This window comes from Streptomyces sp. NPDC088147, assembly GCF_044741565.1.
Lineage (GTDB): Bacteria > Actinomycetota > Actinomycetes > Streptomycetales > Streptomycetaceae > Streptomyces.
The window spans coordinates 178,703-196,855 of the sequence record NZ_JBIUSY010000009.1 but is presented as its reverse complement, the minus strand read 5'-3'; the positions used below and the strand labels follow the sequence as shown (position 1 = coordinate 196,855).

The 18,153-nt window shown below is 70.1% G+C and carries 14 protein-coding genes; 5 read left to right on the top strand and 9 right to left on the bottom strand.

Translation table 11 applies throughout. The features are described 5' to 3' along the window. The first annotated feature begins 40 nt into the window (after positions 1-40). A complete protein-coding gene (locus ACIOGX_RS29775; protein WP_129771518.1) occupies positions 41-550 on the top strand; it encodes a hypothetical protein in 510 nt (169 codons plus the stop codon). A gap of 125 nt (positions 551-675) precedes the next feature. Here the strand turns inward: ACIOGX_RS29775 and ACIOGX_RS29770 are convergent, their stop codons facing one another. Then, positions 676-1,881, bottom strand: coding sequence for a glycoside hydrolase family 64 protein (locus ACIOGX_RS29770; protein ID WP_401917719.1), 1,206 nt, complete (start codon positions 1,879-1,881; stop codon positions 676-678). Between the two features lie 306 nt (positions 1,882-2,187). On the opposite strand from ACIOGX_RS29770, the gene ACIOGX_RS29765 reads away from it, so the two are divergent. The 3 genes from ACIOGX_RS29765 (at position 2,188) to ACIOGX_RS29755 (ending at position 6,528) form a co-directional block, all read left to right on the top strand. Then, positions 2,188-4,542 carry a polysaccharide lyase 8 family protein gene (locus tag ACIOGX_RS29765; RefSeq protein ID WP_401917951.1) on the top strand — a complete coding sequence of 785 codons (2,355 nt, stop codon included), beginning with the start codon at positions 2,188-2,190 and terminating at the stop codon, positions 4,540-4,542. Positions 4,543-4,693: 151 nt separating this feature from the next. Beyond that, positions 4,694-6,277 carry an acyl-CoA carboxylase subunit beta gene (locus ACIOGX_RS29760; protein WP_129771515.1) on the top strand — a complete coding sequence of 528 codons (1,584 nt, stop codon included), beginning with the start codon at positions 4,694-4,696 and terminating at the stop codon, positions 6,275-6,277. Positions 6,278-6,324: 47 nt separating this feature from the next. Further along, entirely contained in the window at positions 6,325-6,528 is a 204-nt protein-coding gene (locus ACIOGX_RS29755) for an acyl-CoA carboxylase subunit epsilon (RefSeq protein ID WP_129771514.1), read from the top strand. 90 nt (positions 6,529-6,618) lie between these two features. Here ACIOGX_RS29755 and ACIOGX_RS29750 read toward each other — a convergent pair whose 3' ends face one another. The 8 genes from ACIOGX_RS29750 to ACIOGX_RS29715 form a co-directional block, all read right to left on the bottom strand. Beyond that, positions 6,619-7,200, bottom strand: a complete 582-nt coding sequence (locus ACIOGX_RS29750; RefSeq protein ID WP_031229389.1) for an ATP/GTP-binding protein — start codon at positions 7,198-7,200, stop codon at positions 6,619-6,621. Further along, complete coding sequence (locus tag ACIOGX_RS29745) at positions 7,181-7,780, bottom strand: DUF742 domain-containing protein (protein WP_356511330.1); 600 nt, start codon at positions 7,778-7,780, stop codon at positions 7,181-7,183. The genes ACIOGX_RS29750 and ACIOGX_RS29745 overlap by 20 nt, the downstream gene beginning before the upstream one ends. A gap of 101 nt (positions 7,781-7,881) precedes the next feature. Beyond that, positions 7,882-8,295, bottom strand: coding sequence for a roadblock/LC7 domain-containing protein (locus ACIOGX_RS29740; RefSeq protein ID WP_010984131.1), 414 nt, complete (start codon positions 8,293-8,295; stop codon positions 7,882-7,884). A 10-nt stretch (positions 8,296-8,305) separates the two neighbouring features. After that, the gene (locus tag ACIOGX_RS29735; RefSeq protein ID WP_401917716.1) at positions 8,306-11,683 is read right to left on the bottom strand and encodes a nitrate- and nitrite sensing domain-containing protein; all 3,378 of its coding nucleotides are present in this window, start codon (positions 11,681-11,683) and stop codon (positions 8,306-8,308) included. Positions 11,684-12,022: 339 nt separating this feature from the next. Further along, on the bottom strand, positions 12,023-12,604 hold the full coding sequence (locus ACIOGX_RS29730; RefSeq protein WP_189282429.1) for an ATP/GTP-binding protein: 582 nt from the start codon (positions 12,602-12,604) through the stop codon (positions 12,023-12,025). Beyond that, positions 12,585-12,992 carry a DUF742 domain-containing protein gene (locus ACIOGX_RS29725; protein WP_030351795.1) on the bottom strand — a complete coding sequence of 136 codons (408 nt, stop codon included), beginning with the start codon at positions 12,990-12,992 and terminating at the stop codon, positions 12,585-12,587. The genes ACIOGX_RS29730 and ACIOGX_RS29725 overlap by 20 nt, the downstream gene beginning before the upstream one ends. A gap of 109 nt (positions 12,993-13,101) precedes the next feature. Then, positions 13,102-13,515 carry a roadblock/LC7 domain-containing protein gene (locus tag ACIOGX_RS29720; protein ID WP_030351794.1) on the bottom strand — a complete coding sequence of 138 codons (414 nt, stop codon included), beginning with the start codon at positions 13,513-13,515 and terminating at the stop codon, positions 13,102-13,104. Between the two features lie 9 nt (positions 13,516-13,524). Further along, positions 13,525-17,370, bottom strand: a complete 3,846-nt coding sequence (locus tag ACIOGX_RS29715; RefSeq protein WP_401917714.1) for a nitrate- and nitrite sensing domain-containing protein — start codon at positions 17,368-17,370, stop codon at positions 13,525-13,527. Positions 17,371-17,945: 575 nt separating this feature from the next. On the opposite strand from ACIOGX_RS29715, the gene ACIOGX_RS29710 reads away from it, so the two are divergent. Next, positions 17,946-18,122: a hypothetical protein gene (locus ACIOGX_RS29710; RefSeq protein WP_165372025.1), complete on the top strand. Its 177-nt coding sequence runs from the start codon at positions 17,946-17,948 to the stop codon at positions 18,120-18,122. Positions 18,123-18,153 lie beyond the last annotated feature (31 nt).

Below are 18,153 nucleotides of genomic sequence, written 5' to 3'. Positions count from 1 at the left end.
ATCGGCTCCATGGTCTTCAGCAGGAGAGGGAATCCCCCCAATGAAAATCCGCTCGGTTCTCAGCGCGCTCGCCCTTGTGCTCGGCGCGCTCTTCGCCCCCGGATTCGGTGTTCTGAGCGCGGCCACGGACGCACAGGCCGCCACCAAGATCACCCACGCCACCGCCACCTCGATGTTCCGGTCGTCGGCGATCACCTGGTCCTCGTCCGGTGGCTGCTCCGACCGCAACACCCCGACCTGTACGTCGTTCGACCAGCTCAACCTGGACTCGGCCAAGGGGGCGCAGACGCTGAAGAGCGCCAGCGGCTGCGGCCTCAACATCACGGGCGGTACGGAGACCGGCCACGCGGGCGGCACGTACTCGCACTGGAACGGCTACAAGCTCGACTTCGGCAAGGCCACCTGCGTCACCAACTACATCAAGAACACCTTCACGTACATCGGGGTGCGCGGTGACGGCGCTCCGCAGTGGCAGTCCGGCGCCGGCAACGTCTACGCCGACGAGGGCAACCACTGGGACGTGACGTTCTACAACTGCGGCGGCTGCTGACGCCGTTGGCGCTCCGTACACAGGACGGTGCCCCGCCCTCCCGGTCCTGGGAGGGCGGGGCACCGTCGTCGTACGGAAGCTCCCGCGCGGGAGTTCTCCCGCGGGTGCCGGGCCGGAAGGCCGGGTCAGGAACCGACCGACACCGTCCAGCGGCGCGGGTTGCCGTCGTGCGCCGCGCCCGAGACATCCGGCTGGCCGTCCGGCTGCACGTCGTCGTACGGGAAGGCGTAACCGATCGGGGTGTTGGCGTGCACCACCCGGGCGAAGTGGTTGGTGACCGGGTCCTTGTAGTAGTCGGCCGCCGTGGCGCCGTTCGGCTGGTCCGCGTGGCTGAGCACCGTCGAGCGGTTGAAGGCGGCCCCGAGCCGGGCGAGCAGGCCCTTCTTGTCGTCCGAGTCGGCGGGGTTGTTGGCGAACGGCCCGCTGTTGCAGGTGAAGATGTCCATCGAGGTCGGCTTGGCGAAGGTGTGGCCCCCGTTGAAGGTGAGCGTGTCACCGCTGACCCGGCCGGTGAACACGCCGCGCCCGCCCTGGAGATCGATCCGCAGATCCGTGGAGCGGTATTTCTCCCAGACCTGGTCGACATAGCTGTCGAAGACATTCGCGAACGGCGTCTGGCCCGCCAGGTTCTGCGGCGAGATGACCCGCAGGACCCGCCCGTCCCCGCCCCGCAGGACCAGCTGGTCCCAGGGGTGGCCGTCCACGCCCGCCTGGGCGGTGAGCCCGTCCGCGATCCGCTCCAGGGCGCCTTCGGGCAGCGGGGCGACCGTATGGGTGGCGTCGCCATCCAGCGTGATGCCGATGGGCAGGGCCGTCACCAGGTCGACATAGCTGATGTTGGAGAACAGCTGGTCCTGGTTGAAGGTGAACTCGCAGAACGACCAGGTGCGGCCGTAGTTGGGGTCGGAGGGGGTCGCGAAGGCCGGCTCGACCAGGGCCGGGCCCGGGTTGAGGAAGAAGTCCAGCTTGTCGTCGCGTACGAAGTAGACGCGGGCGCCGAACATCCGCGGCAGCGTCAGGACGACCGGCGCGCCGCCCGCGGGGTTCAGCGGGATCGCGCAGTCGACCGGCAGCGGGGTCTGCGGCGCCCCGGGCGACTCCGGCCGGTAGACGCTGCCGTCGGGACGCAGCAGTACCCAGCCGTTGGTGGCCTGGTCGTGGCCGGTGACATACGCGTTGACCGCGCCCGGCAGCGACGTGTTCCGAAGGGCCAGCTCGCAGGTCTCCGGGGCGGCCGACGCCTGGGGGCTGAGAGCGCTTCCCCAGGCGGGATAGGTGAGCGCTGTCGCGGCCGCGGCCGTACCGGTGAGGAACAGTCTGCGGGATATCACGAATGTTCTCCTGAAATGTGGGGGAACGCAGGGAGTAACGCGGTATGTGGGGGCCGCGCCTGCGTGGGCAACCACTCTCGCGACGCGTGGGGAACGCGTCAAGAGTTGAGCTTGAGAGCGCTCTCATAATCTTCCGGTCTTCACAACATGGCGGACACGGACGGTGGTTGGGCACATCCGTCCGCGTGGGGGCGCCAGCATCCGACCGCGTCGGAACCGTTGTAAGTGGCCGCACGTGCTGCTACACCAACGGGCAGCCGGTCTACACCACTTCCGACTCCGACCGCGGGGGTTTCCGTGTCGCTGCTGTCCGCCTGGTCCCGTCGTGCCTTTCTGACCGTCACCGGAGCGGGCGCCCTCTCGCTCCCCCTCCCGCTCGCGCTCTCCCGCCCGGCCGCCGCCGGACAGCGGGCCGCCGCAGACGAGTTCGAGGAGCTGCGGAGGCGCTGGGTGGACCTCCAGCTCGGCACCGGCTACGACCCGGCCGTCGAGCCGTACGCCTCCCGGCTCGCGCGGACCGGTGAACTGGCCGCGCGCTTCCGGCGGTCGATGGCCCCGGCCGCCGCCTCCCTCTGGCCGGACCGCCCCTTCGACCCGCCGTCCGGGATCACCCAGAGCTACAGCAGGCTGTGGACGATGGCCCAGGCGTACGCACAGCCGGGCACCGGGCTCACGGGCGACGCGGCGCTCCTCGCCGAGGTCGTCCGCGGCCTCGGCCATCTCTCCGCGACCGTCTACCGTCCCGCGACCACCCCGTACGGCAACTGGTGGGAGTGGCAGATCGGCTCTCCCCGGCTCCTCATGGATCTCGTGGCCGTCCTGTACGAGCACCTCACCGAGGAGCAGCGGGCCGCGGCCTGCGCCGCCGTCGACCACTTCGTCCCCGACGCGCTGCTCGCCGACTACTCGGGCACCAGCACCGGCGCCAACCGGGTCGACCTCTGCCGCTCCGTCGCCCTGCGCGGGGTGCTCGGCCGGGCCCCCGCCAAGCTCGCCCTCGCCCGGGACGCCCTCTCGCCCGTCTTCCCGTATGTCACGAAGGGCGACGGCCTCTACGCCGACGGCTCCTTCGTCCAGCACACCTGGGTCGCCTATTCCGGTACGTACGGGCAGGTCATGCTGGACGGCCTCGGCCGGCTGTTCACCCTGCTCGCCGGCTCCACCTGGGCCGTCACCGACCCCGGCCGGCAGGTCATCCTCGACAGCGTGGAGCGCGCCTACGCCCCGCTGATCTACAACGGGCTGATGATGGACGGCGTCAACGGCCGGGCCATCAGCCGCGGTTATCTCCTGAGCGACGACCAGGGGGTGATGCGGAGTGATCACTTCCATGGCCAGGGGCTGATCGCGGCGATCCCGCTACTCGCGGGCGGCGCCGCTCCGGCCGAGCGGGAGCGCTGGACCGCCCTGGTCAAGGGGTGGATCGAGCGGGACACCGTCTCACCGGTCCTCACCGCCCGCCAGTTCGACGTCGCCGATCTCGCCCGGCTGCACGCCGTCGCCGCCTCGCCCGTACCCGCCGCCCCCGAGCCGGTCGGCCACACGCTCTTCGCCGCGATGGACCGCGCCGTGCACCGGCGGCCCGGCTGGGCCGCCGCGCTCTCCATGGCCTCCGACCGGATCACGCACTACGAGTGCGGCAACGGCGAGAATCCGCGCGGCTGGCACACCGGCGCCGGAATGCTCTACTGGTGGGGCGCGGAGCGGGGCAACGACCAGTACACGGACTGGTTCTGGCCCACGGTCGACCCGTACCGGCTGCCGGGCACGACGGTCTCCACCAAGCGGCTCGCGGACCGGGCCGGCGGCGAGTGGGGCGCCCCCAAACCGGCCGTACGGTGGGTCGGCGGCGTGACCGACGGGGAGTTCGCCGCCGTCGGCCAGCATCTCAAGGGCCTCGGCTCGACCCTCGAAGCCCGGAAGTCGTGGTTCTTCGCGGCCGACGCCGTCATCTGTCTGGGCGCGGGCATCAGCGCCACCGACGGGGTGCCCGCCGAGACGGTCGTGGACAACCGCAACCTCGGTGAGAACGGCGCCGACGCCTTCACGCTCGACGACGGGCCCCGCCCCCGCTGGGCCCATCTGGAGGGCCACGGCGGCTGGGTCTTCCCCGGCGGCGCCGGCGTACACACCCTCGTGGAGGCACGCACGGGCGCCTGGAGCGATATCAACACCACCAGTTCCACCGAACGGCGTACCCGCCGCTATCGGACTCTCTGGCTGGACCACGGCACCGACCCGGTGGACGCCTCGTACGCCTATCTGCTGCTGCCCGGCGCCTCACGGCGTACCGTGGCGGCCCGCGCCGCCGACCGCCACTGGCTCGGGATCCTCGCCAATACGGCGGCCCGGCAGGCGGTGGAGATCCGCTCACTCGGCTGTACCGCCGCGAACTTCTGGGAGCCGGGGACGGCGGGGCCGCTCACCGCGTCCGCTCCCGCGAGCGTGCTCGTCGTGGTCCGCGGCCGTACGGCGGTGCTCCGCGTGAGCGGGCCCACCCGCACGGGGGAGCCGCTGGAGATCGTCTGGGACCGGCCGGTACGCCGGGTGACCGGCCACGACCCGGCCGTCGAGGTGCTCGCGGCGGGCCGTGGCGTACGTCTGAGGGTCACTCCGGGCACAGCGGGCGCGAGTCATCGCTGTGAGTTTGCCGTGGGCTGACATCTAGGGGAATCCCACAAGAGCCGGGGGTAGCTTGCTGTTCAGGAACCCCGCAACGGGCCGGGTTCTGTCCAGGCCCACCAGGAATACCGCCAGGAGACTGTGTGGAGTCGACGGCGCGATTCCTTGGTGCTCTTCGTAGGGTTGGGACATGACCGTAGTGGACGAGACGCCGGGCGAGCCCGTAGATGCCCGGGGCCGTGTGGCCGAATTGCACGCCCTGCGCGAGGAGGCCCGTCGCGGGCCGAGCGACCGGGCGACCGAGGCACAGCGGGCGAAGGGCAAGCTGACCGCTCGGGAGCGTATCGAGCTGCTGCTCGACGAAGGATCGTTCAAGGAGGTCGAACAGCTGCGCAGGCATCGCGCCAGCGGCTTCGGCCTGGAGGCCAGGAAGCCGTACACCGACGGTGTCATCACCGGCTGGGGCACGGTCGAGGGCCGCACGGTCTTCGTGTACGCGCACGACTTCCGGATCTTCGGCGGCGCCCTGGGCGAGGCCCACGCCACGAAGATTCACAAGATCATGGACATGGCCATCGCGGCCGGTGCGCCGCTGGTCTCGCTGAACGACGGGGCGGGGGCCCGGATCCAGGAGGGCGTGTCCGCGCTCGCCGGTTACGGCGGGATCTTCCAGCGCAACACGCGTGCCTCCGGTGTCATCCCGCAGATCAGCGTGATGCTCGGGCCGTGCGCGGGCGGCGCCGCCTACAGCCCGGCCCTCACGGACTTCGTCTTCATGGTCCGCGAGACCTCGCAGATGTTCATCACGGGCCCCGATGTGGTCAAGGCCGTCACGGGTGAGGAGATCACCCAGAACGGTCTGGGCGGCGCCGATGTGCACGCGGAGACCTCGGGCGTCGCGCACTTCGCGTACGACGACGAGGAGACCTGCATCGCCGAGGTGCGCTACCTCCTGTCGATGCTTCCGCAGAACAACCGGGAGAACCCGCCCACGGTCGCCTCCGAGGACCCGGCGGACCGCCGCTCCGACGTGCTGCTCGACCTGGTGCCGGCGGACGGCAACCGCCCGTACGACATGCACAAGGTCATCGAGGAACTCGTCGACGAGGGCGACTTCCTGGAGATCCACGAGCGCTGGGCCCGTAACATCATCTGCGCGCTGGCGCGACTGGACGGGCAGGTCATCGGGATCGTCGCCAACCAGCCGCAGTCGCTGGCGGGCGTCCTGGACATCGAGGCGTCGGAGAAAGCTGCGCGCTTTGTCCAGATGTGCGACGCTTTCAATATCCCCATCGTCACGCTGCTGGATGTGCCCGGCTTCCTGCCGGGTGTCGACCAGGAGCACGGCGGGATCATCCGGCACGGCGCCAAACTCCTGTACGCCTACTGCAACGCCACGGTGCCGAGGATTTCCCTGATCCTGCGCAAGGCGTACGGGGGGGCCTACATCGTGATGGACTCCCAGTCCATCGGGGCCGACCTGACCTATGCCTGGCCGACCAACGAGATCGCGGTGATGGGCGCCGAGGGTGCCGCCAATGTCATCTTCCGCAAGCAGATCGCCGAGGCCGAGGATTCCGAGGCCATGCGTGCCCGCATGGTCAAGGAGTACAAGGCCGAGCTGATGCACCCCTACTACGCGGCGGAGCGCGGACTGGTCGATGACGTCATCGACCCCGCGGAGACCCGTGAGGTGCTCGCGAGCGCGCTCGCGATGCTCCGCACCAAGCACGCCGACCTGCCGTCCCGCAAGCACGGCAACCCCCCGCAGTAATCCCTGCGGCCCGCGCCCTCCCGCCGAGAAGACGGAGACACGACTCCATGAGCGATATCACGAACGAATCCCTGCTGCGCGTCGAGAAGGGCCAGGCCGGCCCCGAGGAGCTGGCCGCCATCACGGCGGTGCTGATGGCCCGCGCCGCCGCGCAGCCCGAGGCCCCCGCCCACCGGGGCCGCTCCACCGCGGGCTGGCGCCGGCTGGAGCGCACGCCCGGCTTCCGCGCCCCGCACAGCTGGCAGGGCTGAGCACCACGCCGTAGCCCACGCCCTGGCACGGCACCGACGAAGGCCCCCGCACTCCTGGCGAGTGCGGGGGCCTTCGTATGACCGTCACGGTTACCGGAGTCGGGCCATGAGGGCGTGTTCGACGAGGGTGATGAGTCCGCTTTTGGCGTCGGCGCGGTGGCGGGCGTCGGTGGTGATGATGGGGGTGTCGGGGCCGATCTGGAGTGCTTCGCGTACTTCGTCGGGGGTGTAGGGCTGGTGTCCGTCGAAGCCGTTGAGGGCGATGACGAAGGGGAGTCCTGAGTTTTCGAAGTAGTCGACGGCGGGGAAGCAGTCGGCGAGGCGGCGGGTGTCGACGAGGACGACGGCGCCGATGGCGCCGCGGACGAGGTCGTCCCACATGAACCAGAAGCGGTCCTGTCCTGGGGTGCCGAAGAGGTACAGGATGAGGTCTTGGTCGAGGGTGATGCGGCCGAAGTCCATGGCCACGGTGGTGGTGGTCTTGTCTCCGGTGTGGGTGAGGTCGTCGATGCCGGCGGATGCGCTGGTCATGACGGCTTCGGTACGCAGCGGGTTGATCTCCGAGACGGCGCCGACGAACGTGGTCTTGCCCACGCCGAAGCCGCCCGCCACCACGATCTTCGCGCTGGTGGTTGAGCGGGCTGCACCGCCGCTAGAGCTTGCGAAGTCCACTGAGCACCCTTTCGAGCAGTGTCACGTCTGGCTGGCCCCCGACGGCCTCGTCGCCGCCGGGCTGATGGATGGCGACAAGTCCCGCCTCCGCCAGGTCGGCTACGAGGATCCGGGCCACGCCGAGGGGGATGGAGAGGAGCGCCGAAATCTCGGCGACCGATTTGATCTCGAAACACAACTGGCAGATCCGCTGATGCTCGGGCAACTGCCCGTGCAACTGGGACGGATCGGCCGTCGTACTGACCAGCGCCTCGATGGCGAGCTGGTACCGCGGCCTCGTCCGGCCGCCGGTCATGGCGTACGGACGCACCAACGGGTTGTGCGTGCCCATGGGTTCTGGCTCGGGCGTGTGCCGCGGCTGCACCGGCTGGATGCGGGGCCGCTGCGGCTGCTCGTACGGCTGTTGCGGTGGGGGATGGGGCTGCTGCCGCGGCGCGCGCTGTGGTGGGCGCGTACCTTCCTGGTCCCCCTGGCCGACCTGACTGCTCGGCGTCGAGGGAAAGTTGAAGCGGTTCCGGGCATGCTCACCCGGGTACCGCGCGCCATCGTCATAAGGATGTCCGCCTGGGGGTGTAGCCACGTTTCCTCCTCCGACTGCCGGTCGCCGGGCCCTATGGTGACGGACCTGTGGAATCCGCGCCACCGAACCCTAATGGTGCGGCGGCGGCAGCGCACTGTCTGTCAGTTGAGCAGACTTCCCTGGAGCTCGGCGCGGAGGTCCGGGGTGAGGACCGTGCCCGCGCGGTCGACCAGGAGGGCCATCTCGTAGCCCACCAGGCCGATATCGGCCTCTGGGTGGGCGAGGACGGCCAGTGACGAACCGTCCGAGATGGACATCAGGAAGAGGAAGCCACGCTCCATCTCGACAACGGTCTGGTTGACCGCGCCCCCTTCGAAGATCCGGGAAGCCCCCGCGGTGAGCGAGGTCAGACCGGACGCCACGGCCGCGAGCTGATCGGCGCGGTCGCGGGGGAAACCTTCGGACATGGCCAGCAGGAGTCCGTCGGCGGAGACCACCACGGTGTGGGACACCCCAGGGGTGTTGTCCACAAAGTTGGTGATCAACCAGTTCAGATTCTGCGCCGCCTGGCTCATCGGGCTCACACTAACGCTCCTGGTTGTAGGTACTGCCCGAGCCGAAGCCCGGTCCGTTCGTGTCCGCTCCCGCGTTGCGTCCCCGCTGGACACCGCGTCGCAGGTTGCTCAACCTGCCACGAATGTCCTCCGGGGCGCGGGAAACCTGGGTACCGCCCTGCGGGGTCTGCTCCGCCGCCCCCTCGACCAGATTGGCCTTGGGCACGCGGCGGGGGAGACCGGACGAGGTGACTCCGCCGGCTTTGGGCTCACGCAGCTTCTCGGCCCGCTGCCAGCGGTCGTCGTTCGTGGAACGCCAGTCCTCGGAGCCGGCCGCCTCGCTCCGGCCGATGCCGTTGCTGCTGCCGTCGCCGCCCCCGCCGAGCAGCGGGGCCTGACCGGTCCGGCCGGCCTGACCGGTCAGGTTGGACTGACCGGTCTGATTGGCCTGACCAGTCTGATTGGTCTGGCCGCTCTGGTTGGTCTGGCCGGTCGCACCAGTCTGGCCGGTCCGACCAGTCTGGCCCGTCTGTCCTTCGTCCTGTCCTGTGGGTTGCCACCCCTGCGGTTGCTGGCTGCTCCCCCGGCGCGGCAGGCCCGCATCCGTCAGCGCGTGGCTCGCGCTCGGGGAAGGGCCCGGACGGTCGAAGCCTACGCGTTCCCGGGCCTTCTCGGGAGCGCCCCCGGCAGATTCCGTTTCGGTCCGCGACTCGGGTGCGTACGTGCCCTGGTAGCCGTTCTGAGCGGGCCACTCTTCCTGGTGGGGCTGGGCGCCGAAGGCGTTCTCGTACGTTCCCTCGGAGCTCTGCGGAGACTGGTAGGACGCCTCCGTATAAGCCTGCTGCCCAGGGAACGCGCCGGGCGCGCGGTACTCCTCGTAACCGCCGCCCTGGTACGCCGTCCCGTTCTCCTCGGGCCGTGCCGCGTAGCCGGGGTCGTACGACGCCTGCTGGGGCGCGTACCGGCCGTCGACCTCCTCGCGGTACTGGCCGTCGACCTGGTCGGCGAAGAGCGGCTGCGAAGCGTCCTGTGCGCCGCCCAGCGCGGCCCGCCGCTCCTCGCGCCGCAGCGTGCGGTTGACGGGATCCAGCGTGCGGGAGCCGTCCGCCTCCGCATCCGGCTGCCGCTCGTAGCGGGAGTCGTCGAAACCGAGTTCGGCGGCGGTCAGCATCGGAGCGGTCGGGAAGACCTGCTCCTCCGGCGGCGCCGCCGGCTGGTCGGGCATGATCTGCGAGACGGTGAAGTCGTCGGTCACGGCCGGTTCGCCGCCACCGCCGCCGTGCGTGATCGGGTCGGGGAGCATGACCAGCGAGGTCGTTCCCGCCTGCTCGCCCGAGGGGCGCAACTGGACGCGGATACCGTGCCGGTCGGCGAGCCGGCCGACCACGAAGAGCCCCATGCGCTGGGAGACGGCGGCGTCCACGGTCGGCGGGTTGGCCAGCTTGTGGTTGATGTCCGCGAAGTCCTCGGCGGTCAGGCCGATGCCCTTGTCGTGGATCTCGATCATCACCCGGCCGTCGGGCAGCCGGGTCGCGGTGACCCGCACCTTGGTCTGCGGCGAGGAGAACGTGGTGGCGTTCTCCAGCAGCTCCGCCAGCAGATGCACGAGGTCGGTCACGGACTGGCCGTGGATCTCGGTCTCGGGTACGCCGGACAGCTCGATGCGCTCGTACGACTCCACCTCGGAGGAGGCGGCGCGCAGCACGTCCACCAGCGGCACCGGCTGGTTCCAGCGGCGGCCCGGCTCCTCGCCCGCGAGGACGAGCAGGTTCTCGCCGTTGCGCCGCATACGGGTCGCCAGATGGTCCAGCTTGAAGAGGTTCTCCAGCTGGTCCGGGTCGCCCTCGTTGTTCTCCAGATCGGAGATCAGGGACAACTGGCCCTCGATCAGCGACTGGTTGCGGCGCGAGAGGTTCGTGAAGATCGCGTTGACGTTGCCGCGGAGCATGGCCTGTTCGGCGGCGAGCCTGACCGCCTCGCGGTGGACCTGGTCGAAGGCGCGGGCGACTTCGCCGATCTCGTCGCGCGAATCGATCGGGATGGGCTGGACCCGGGTGTCGACCCGGCCCGGGTCGGTCCGGGAGAGCTGGTCGACCAGCATCGGCAGCCGCTGCTCGGCGATCCCGAACGCGGCCGTACGCAGCGAGCGCATCGAACGGCTCATCTGCCTGGCCATCATGCCCGCCAGGATGAACGCGGCCAGCAGCGCGATCACCACGATGGCGCCGTTGGTGATCGCGGCGTTCCTGGCGTCGTCCGAGATCTGCGCGGCGTCGGCGACGGCCTTGTCGACGAGATCCCTCTCGATCACCGTGTAGCCGTCGAACGTGGCGGTGGAGGCGGCCATCCACGCCTCGGGCGTGACCCCGCGCGACGCGAGCCGCTCGGGGCTGTCCCCGGTGGCGATGGCCGCGACCATGCCGTCCAGGACCGAACCGTCCTTGCTCGGCGGCGCCTTGAAGTCCTCACCGGCGGCCATGGCCTGCTGCTGCGCGGTGGCGAGCTTCCTCGCCCCGGCCGCCGCCTGCTCCTTCATCACGTCCTGGAGCTTGACGGTGTCCTCGGCGGTGCCGCCGGACACGTACTCGCCGACGGCGATGTCCTCCAGGTACGCGTACGAGGAGAACGCGACCGACTGGCCGGTCCTGACGTCGTCCTTCTGGCTCGGCCTGACCAGCAGATGCATCCCGATGGAGCGCTGGAGCGACTCCGCGGCCTTGGCGAGCTGGATCGCGTAGACGGTACGGCCGTAGCTGGTGATGTTGCCCGTGCCGAGCCCGAGTTCGTTGGCGAACTCCATGAGGGAGTGCTGCACCAGCACATAGCCCTCCTCGGTCGCCACGGGACCGCCGTTGTCGCCGTTCTTGTCCGGCGTCTCGACGCCCGCGGTGTACGCGGTCTTCCGGATGTTCTCCAGCTTGGGCTCTTCGCCGCGGAACAGGCTGAGCCGGCGCTCCAGGCCCTGCTTCGCGGGCATGTCCCGCACGGCCACGTCGAACTTCTTCTTCGCGGCGTCCGTGGCCGCGCGGGCCCGGACGACGCTCTCGGCGTCGCGCTTGTTGGTCAGCAGCGGCTGCGCGGTGAGGTCGCGCTCGTTGAGGAGGGCCTGGCCGTACTCCGAGGCGGCCCGTACGACGAGCGCCGTCTTCTCGGCGTCCTGCGCCTCCTGCCAGGTGTCGACGGACCCCTTGACCTGGAAACCGCCCATGACGAGGCCGACCAGCACGGGAACGAGCAGAATGGCGTTCAGCCGGGTGGGTACACGCCAGTTGCGCGGCGAGAACCGGCTGGAGCTGCCCGTCACCGGTGGTGAGCCGGTCGCGACCGCAGGCGGCACCGCTGCGCGCGGCGGCGGGGTGAAGTTGCCCCGCGCCTGCTGCTCCGCGGAGCTCGTCTTGCTTCGCCTCACTCGACCAACAACCTCTCGGCGTCGGCACCTACGTTTGTGCCGTGTTCTGTTCAGGGCCGTACTACTCGGGAGTTGTCGAATTCCAGCACGGGGAAGGGTCGCATTCCAAACAGCAGGAATCAGCCATTCCGAGTGGTACAAGCCTCACGTAAAACGGGCATAAAGAACGAGCCCCGTCAAAAGGCGGGGCTGATGTGAGCGCAGCGGCACCGGACGAGTGCGTCGGGTGTCCGGAGACCGTGAATTCTCTGTCGAAATGTTATGAACGTGGAGGCGGGCCGTGTCGAAGAACATAGCCCGCCTCTCAACTCTCCTACGCCAACTACCGTAGCGGGCCGTCTACTTGAGTCGGGCCATGAGGGCGTGTTCGACGAGGGTGATGAGTCCGCTTTTGGCGTCGGCGCGGTGGCGGGCGTCGGTGGTGATGATGGGGGTGTCGGGGCCGATCTGGAGTGCTTCGCGTACTTCGTCGGGGGTGTAGGGCTGGTGTCCGTCGAAGCCGTTGAGGGCGATGACGAAGGGGAGTCCTGAGTTTTCGAAGTAGTCGACGGCGGGGAAGCAGTCGGCGAGGCGGCGGGTGTCGACGAGGACGACGGCGCCGATGGCGCCGCGGACGAGGTCGTCCCACATGAACCAGAAGCGGTCCTGTCCTGGGGTGCCGAAGAGGTACAGGATGAGGTCTTGGTCGAGGGTGATGCGGCCGAAGTCCATGGCCACGGTGGTGGTGGTCTTGTCTCCGGTGTGGGTGAGGTCGTCGATGCCGGCGGATGCGCTGGTCATGACGGCTTCGGTACGCAGCGGGTTGATCTCCGAGACGGCGCCGACGAACGTGGTCTTGCCCACGCCGAAGCCGCCCGCCACCACGATCTTCGCGCTGGTGGTCGACCGGGCCGCTCCGCCGCTAGAGCTTGCGAAGTCCACTGAGCACCCTTTCGAGCAGTGTCACATCCGGCGTGCCGCCGGCCTCTCCGTTACCCGGCTGGTGGATCGCGACCATGCCCGCTTCCGCCAGGTCGGCCACGAGAATGCGCGCGACGCCCAGCGGCATCGTCAGCAGCGCCGAGACCTCGGCCACCGACTTGACCTCACGGCACAGGTGGCAGATCCGCTGGTGCTCGGGGAGCAGGGTGGCGAGATGCGCCGGGTCTGCTGTCGTACTCACCAGCGCCTCGATGGCGAGCTGGTACCGCGGCCTCGTCCGGCCGCCGGTCATGGCGTACGGACGTACCAGCGGCTGATCGCCTTCAGGACCGTACGACGCGTCGACCGAGGCGCCGTACGGATCGTGAGAGGCGGGTGGCGGGGTCATGAATCCTCCGGGCGTGACAGCAGGGTGTCTGCGTGCCGTCTGACTTGGCCGGTGGGGGGCCGGTTGGGCGGCCTGACGGTGATGGGGCTTGGGGCGGTCCTCGGGAGCCTCAGTGCAACAGACTTCCCTGGAGCTCGGCGCGCAGGTCCGGGGTGAGGACCGTACCGGCGCGATCGACCAGGAGGGCCATTTCGTACCCCACCAGGCCGATGTCGCACTCGGGGTGCGCGAGCACGGCCAGGGAGGAACCGTCGGAGACGGACATGAGGAAGAGGAAGCCGCGCTCCATCTCCACCACGGTCTGGTTGACCGGGCCGCCTTCGAAGATCCGGGAAGCCCCCGCGGTGAGCGAGGTCAGACCGGACGCCACGGCCGCGAGCTGATCGGCGCGGTCGCGGGGGAAGCCCTCGGACATGGCCAGCAGAAGTCCGTCGGCGGAGACCACGACCGTGTGGGACACCCCAGGGGTGTTGTCCACGAAGTTGGTGATCAACCAGTTCAGATTCTGCGCAGCCTGACTCATCGGACTCAACTAACGCTCCTGCTGGTGAGAGGTGCCGAGGTTGAAGCCGCTGTTCGTCGGGCCGGTGTTGCCCGCCTGACGACCCTGCTGGATACCCCGACGGAGATTGGTCAGCCGGCCGCGTACGTCTGCCGGCGCACGCGAGACCTGCGGACCGGCCTGGTTGTTCTGTTCCTGCGCGGTCCCCGGCACCAGATTGGCGCGCGGGACCCGGCGGGGCAGACCGGAGGTGGTGATGCCGCCGGCCTGGGGCTTTTTGACCCTCTCGGCCTGGCGCACCAGCTCGTCGTTGGGCGACGTACGCCAGGAGGACGTGATGCCGGCGCCGTTGGTCCCGGAGCCGTTCGCCCCCGGGGCGCCGAAACCGGAACCGTTCGTCCCGGACATCTGGAAGCCGGAGCCGTCGGTGCCCTGGCCGCCCGGCCCCGAACCGTTGGCGGGCTCGCGCCGCGGCATCGGTTCGCGCTGCTGCGCGGGCGGTACGGGGGACTGCGCGGCCGGACCGCGGTCCTGTGGCTGCTGGCCGCCGCCCTGCTGCGAACCGTGGAACCAGTTGGTCTCCAGGGTGTCGTACAGCGGGGTACGGCCGTCACCGGGACCGGCCGGGGGCAGCGCCTCCGGCTGCGGCTGCGGCGGCAGGCTCGGCGGACGGTAGCCGCCCTCGGAACCGGGCGCCGGAGCGGGTGCCGGGGGCCGCGGGGCGTTGAAGCCCTGCTGCGGAGCGCCGTACTCCGACGACGGGTACTCCGCCGGCGGGCGGAAGCCGGACTGCGCGTTCTGGCCCTGCGGTGCGCTGTACTCCCCGGAGCCGTAGCCCGCCGGGGCCGGCGCGTCGAAGTCGGGACGCGGGAACGCGGCCGTGGACGCCGGGTCCTGCGGGCCACCGCGCTGCGCCGGATTCTGGTCGGGCCGGGGCCCGTTGAAGTCCGGGCGCGGGAACTCCGCCGTGGTGCCGGGGCCCTGCTGCTCGGCCGTGGGCCGGGCGAACTGGCCCGTGGACTCGTGCTCCTCGTGACCACGCGGGGTGTCCAGCGAGGGACGCGGCGGGACGGCCTGCTGCTCGCTGCCCCAACTCGTCGTCTGCGAGCGCTGGGACGGGGGCTGCGGGTTGCCGCCGGGCAGCTCGGCGCGCGGTCCGCCGGGCGGCGGGAGCTGCCGGCCGCGGTCGGGGGCGCCGCCCTGCTGGCCCTGGTGGAAGGCGTTCTGGGCGTGGCCGCTGAAGCCGTTCTGACCGCCCTGGCCGGCCCGGACGCCCTGGTCCTGCCCGCTGTTCGGTCCGCTCTGCGCGCCGGGACGGTCCGTACGGCCCTGGCCGCTCTGTCCCTGGCCGCCGTGGCCGGGACCGTTCTGGCCCGGACCGTTCTGCGGCGGCGCGCCGAAGGCGTTCTGGCTGAAGACACTGGGCTGGCCGGAACCGGACCCCTGACGCTGCGGATCCCGCGACCCACCGCCCTGGGAGCCGTCGCCGCGGGACGGCAGCGCGGCGCGCGGGCCCGTACCGGCGCCCACCTGGCCACGCGGCGCACCCGCGCCGAGGAGTCCGCCGCCGGTTCCGGCGGCGAGGCCGGGACGGCTGCCCCCCGCGGCGCCGGGAGCACCGGTCAACTGGCCGCCCGCACCGGCGGGAGCCTGGCCCGCGCCGTTCTGGCCACCGGGACCGACGCCCGCGCCCGGCCGGCCCACCGGGCCCTTCTTGCCGCCATGGGCGACATCGACCGGCAGCATGACCAGCGCGGTCGTACCGCCCGAGTCGGAGGGGCGCAGCTGGATCCGGATGCCGTGACGCAGCGAGAGCCGGCCGACCACGAACAGACCCATGCGGCGCGAGACCGAGACGTCCACGGTGGGCGGCGAGGCGAGCCGCTCGTTGATCGCCGCGAGGTCCTCGGGCGAGAGGCCGATACCGGTGTCGTGGATCTCGACGAGCACCCGCCCGTCGGGCAGCGCGTGACCGGTGACCCGGACCTTGGTCTGCGGCGAGGAGAACGACGTGGCGTTCTCCAGCAGCTCGGCGAGGAGGTGGACGAGGTCGTTGACGACCCGGCCCGCGACCTCGGTCGTGGGAACCGAGGCCAGTTCGATGCGCTCGTACTGCTCCACCTCGGAGGCGGCGGCACGGAGCACGTCGACCAGCGGGACGGGGCGCGTCCAGCGGCGGCCCGGCTCCTCGCCCGCGAGGACGAGGAGGTTCTCGCCGTTACGGCGCATACGGGTCGCGAGGTGGTCGAGCTTGAAGAGCGAGGAGAGCTGGTCCGGGTCCGCCTCGCGGGACTCCAGCTCGGAGATGAGGGACAGCTGGCGCTGGATGAGGCCCTGGCTGCGGCGCGAGAGGTTGGTGAACATCGCGTTGACGTTGCCTCGCAGGAGGGCCTGCTCGGCGGCGAGCCTGACCGCCTCGCGGTGCACGTCGTCGAAGGCCGCGGCGACCTTTCCGATCTCGTCCTTGGAGTGCACACCGACCGACTCGACCGAGGTGTCGACGTCCTGCGGGTCCGAGTCGGAGAGCTGCTTGACCAGCTCGGGCAGCCGGTCCTGGGCGACCCGCGTCGCGGTGTCCTGGAGCCGGCGCAGCGAGCGGATCATGGAGCGGGCCACCACGAAGGCGCCGACCAGCGAGACCCCGAGCACGAGGAGGATCACGGCGGCGTTGATGATCGCGTCCTGCTGCGAACTGGTGCGCAGCTCGCGGGCCTTGCCCTCCATCTCGCCCAGCAGCGTGGCCTCGATGGTCTTCATCGCGTCGATCCGCGTAGAAGCCTGGTCCGTCCAGTCCAGATACGAGCGGTTGGGCTGTGTCTGGAGCCCGTCGGTGGTGCCGAGGACGCGGTCCGCGTACTTCTCGGACGCCTGGATCTCCGGGTTGCCCTGGCCGTTGAGCGGAGCCATCAGCTCTTCGGCGTCGCCGCCCATCGACTCGTAGAGCCGGCTGAAGGAGGTGAGGGCGTTCTTCTCCTTGGTCGCCGCGGCCAGACCGTAGAGGCGGTCGTTGTCGGTGAGCTTGCCCTTGGTCTTCGGGTCGGCCGGCAGCGCGGCGGCGATGATCGCCCGCTGGATCGACGCGTACTCCTTGGCGGACGAGAACGCGGCCAGCGCGCGGGTCCGCTTGATCATGTCCGGGTTGCTGGTCGCCTGCGCCATGTCCTGCGAGAGGCTCAGCAGCGAGTCGATCAGTCCGCTGTACGCGTCGACCGTCAGCGAGTGCGCGTCCGACGTGTAGGCGTCCTTGCGGATCTCGTTGATCTTGTTGACCTGGGTGGCGATCTGGTTGACGTTGGAGCGGATGCTCTCCAGCGCCTGGTCGCCGTCGGTGTTGCCGATGTCGACCGTGGCGTCGAGGAACGCCCTCTTCGCGCGGTCGGTCGAGGTACGGCGGTCCTGGACCTTGAAGTCCTTGGCGTTGACACCGTTGTTGAGCGGACCCGCCGACTCGTCACGCTCCAGCTGGAGCGCGGCGGCCAGGCTGGTCGCCTCCTTGGTCATCTTGGTGAGCAGCTGCATGTGCTCCAGCTGCTGCATGTCGTTCAACGACTCGTTGATCCGGAGTCCACCCAGTGTGGTGGCCGCGACCACGGGGAGGGTGAGCAGCGCCACCAGGCGCGTGCTGATGCGCCAGTTGCGCAGCGCTATTCGTGACCCCGCGTCAGTCGGCGCCGCTGCCTTGGGCGCTGACTGGGGCGTGGCCGGGGCTCCCGCGCCGCCCGGAGCCGTCCCGGGGCGTCCGGCACGTCCGCCGGTCTCGCCGGACGATGCCGGGCCCGGGTTCTGGGTGTGCTGGGGCGAGGAGCCGCGGTCGGTTCCGCCACGGGACTCCTGCTCCGCCGCAGCGCTGCTATCCCTCTTGAAACGTCCCTGCACTAGCGTCGCAACCTCTGGACCAGGCGTCCCCCCGCGAACGGCGGGACGGTGTCGGCGTCGTGGGGCGCTGAGCGCTCCCCATGGCGGTCGTGAGTGACCGGCGCTTGCTCCCCTTCCCCACCGCCACTCGGCGCTGCGTCGCGCCCTTGCGCGCCGGTGCTTGAAACCCGCGGCGGTGGGGGGAATTCCAGCACAGTGCAGGATCTCCAACAAGGGCAGACGGCTGCCCTGTGACCTGAATGACACGGTGTGAGCGGCGCGTCACAAGCCGTAGAAAGGGTTCGCGGAGGAAAGGGACTTTTATTGACGAGCCACTTACGGGTGGGGGGTGTCCCAGACCTGATGATCAGGAGCGGAATGTAACGTTCAGTAACGCATTGTCCGTTTCCTTGACTGGTGACCGCTGCCCGTAATGCGCGAAATGCCGGGTGAGTCGTGAGCAAACTCACACGATGATCGCCGTTGGATGCCCGCCCCGGTGGGGAATTGGCTGTTTAGCCTGACGCTTTACAGGGATGGCATATCCGACAAGCGGCGCCCCGGCGCCCGTACACCGACAGGGTCTGACAGCAGAGATGAAGACGACGATGATCTTCCGCACCACCGCCAACCCCCGGCGCACCACGCTGGCGCATCTGAAGGACGCCGAGGAACTGGTCCCCGTGGAGCACCCGGAGCACGCCGTCGAGCTGCCGAACCGGACCGCCAACCCCCGCCGTACGACTCTCATGGACGCGCCCGTCGCCCAGTAGGTTCCCGCCGGGCCCGAATCCGGCTGATCCA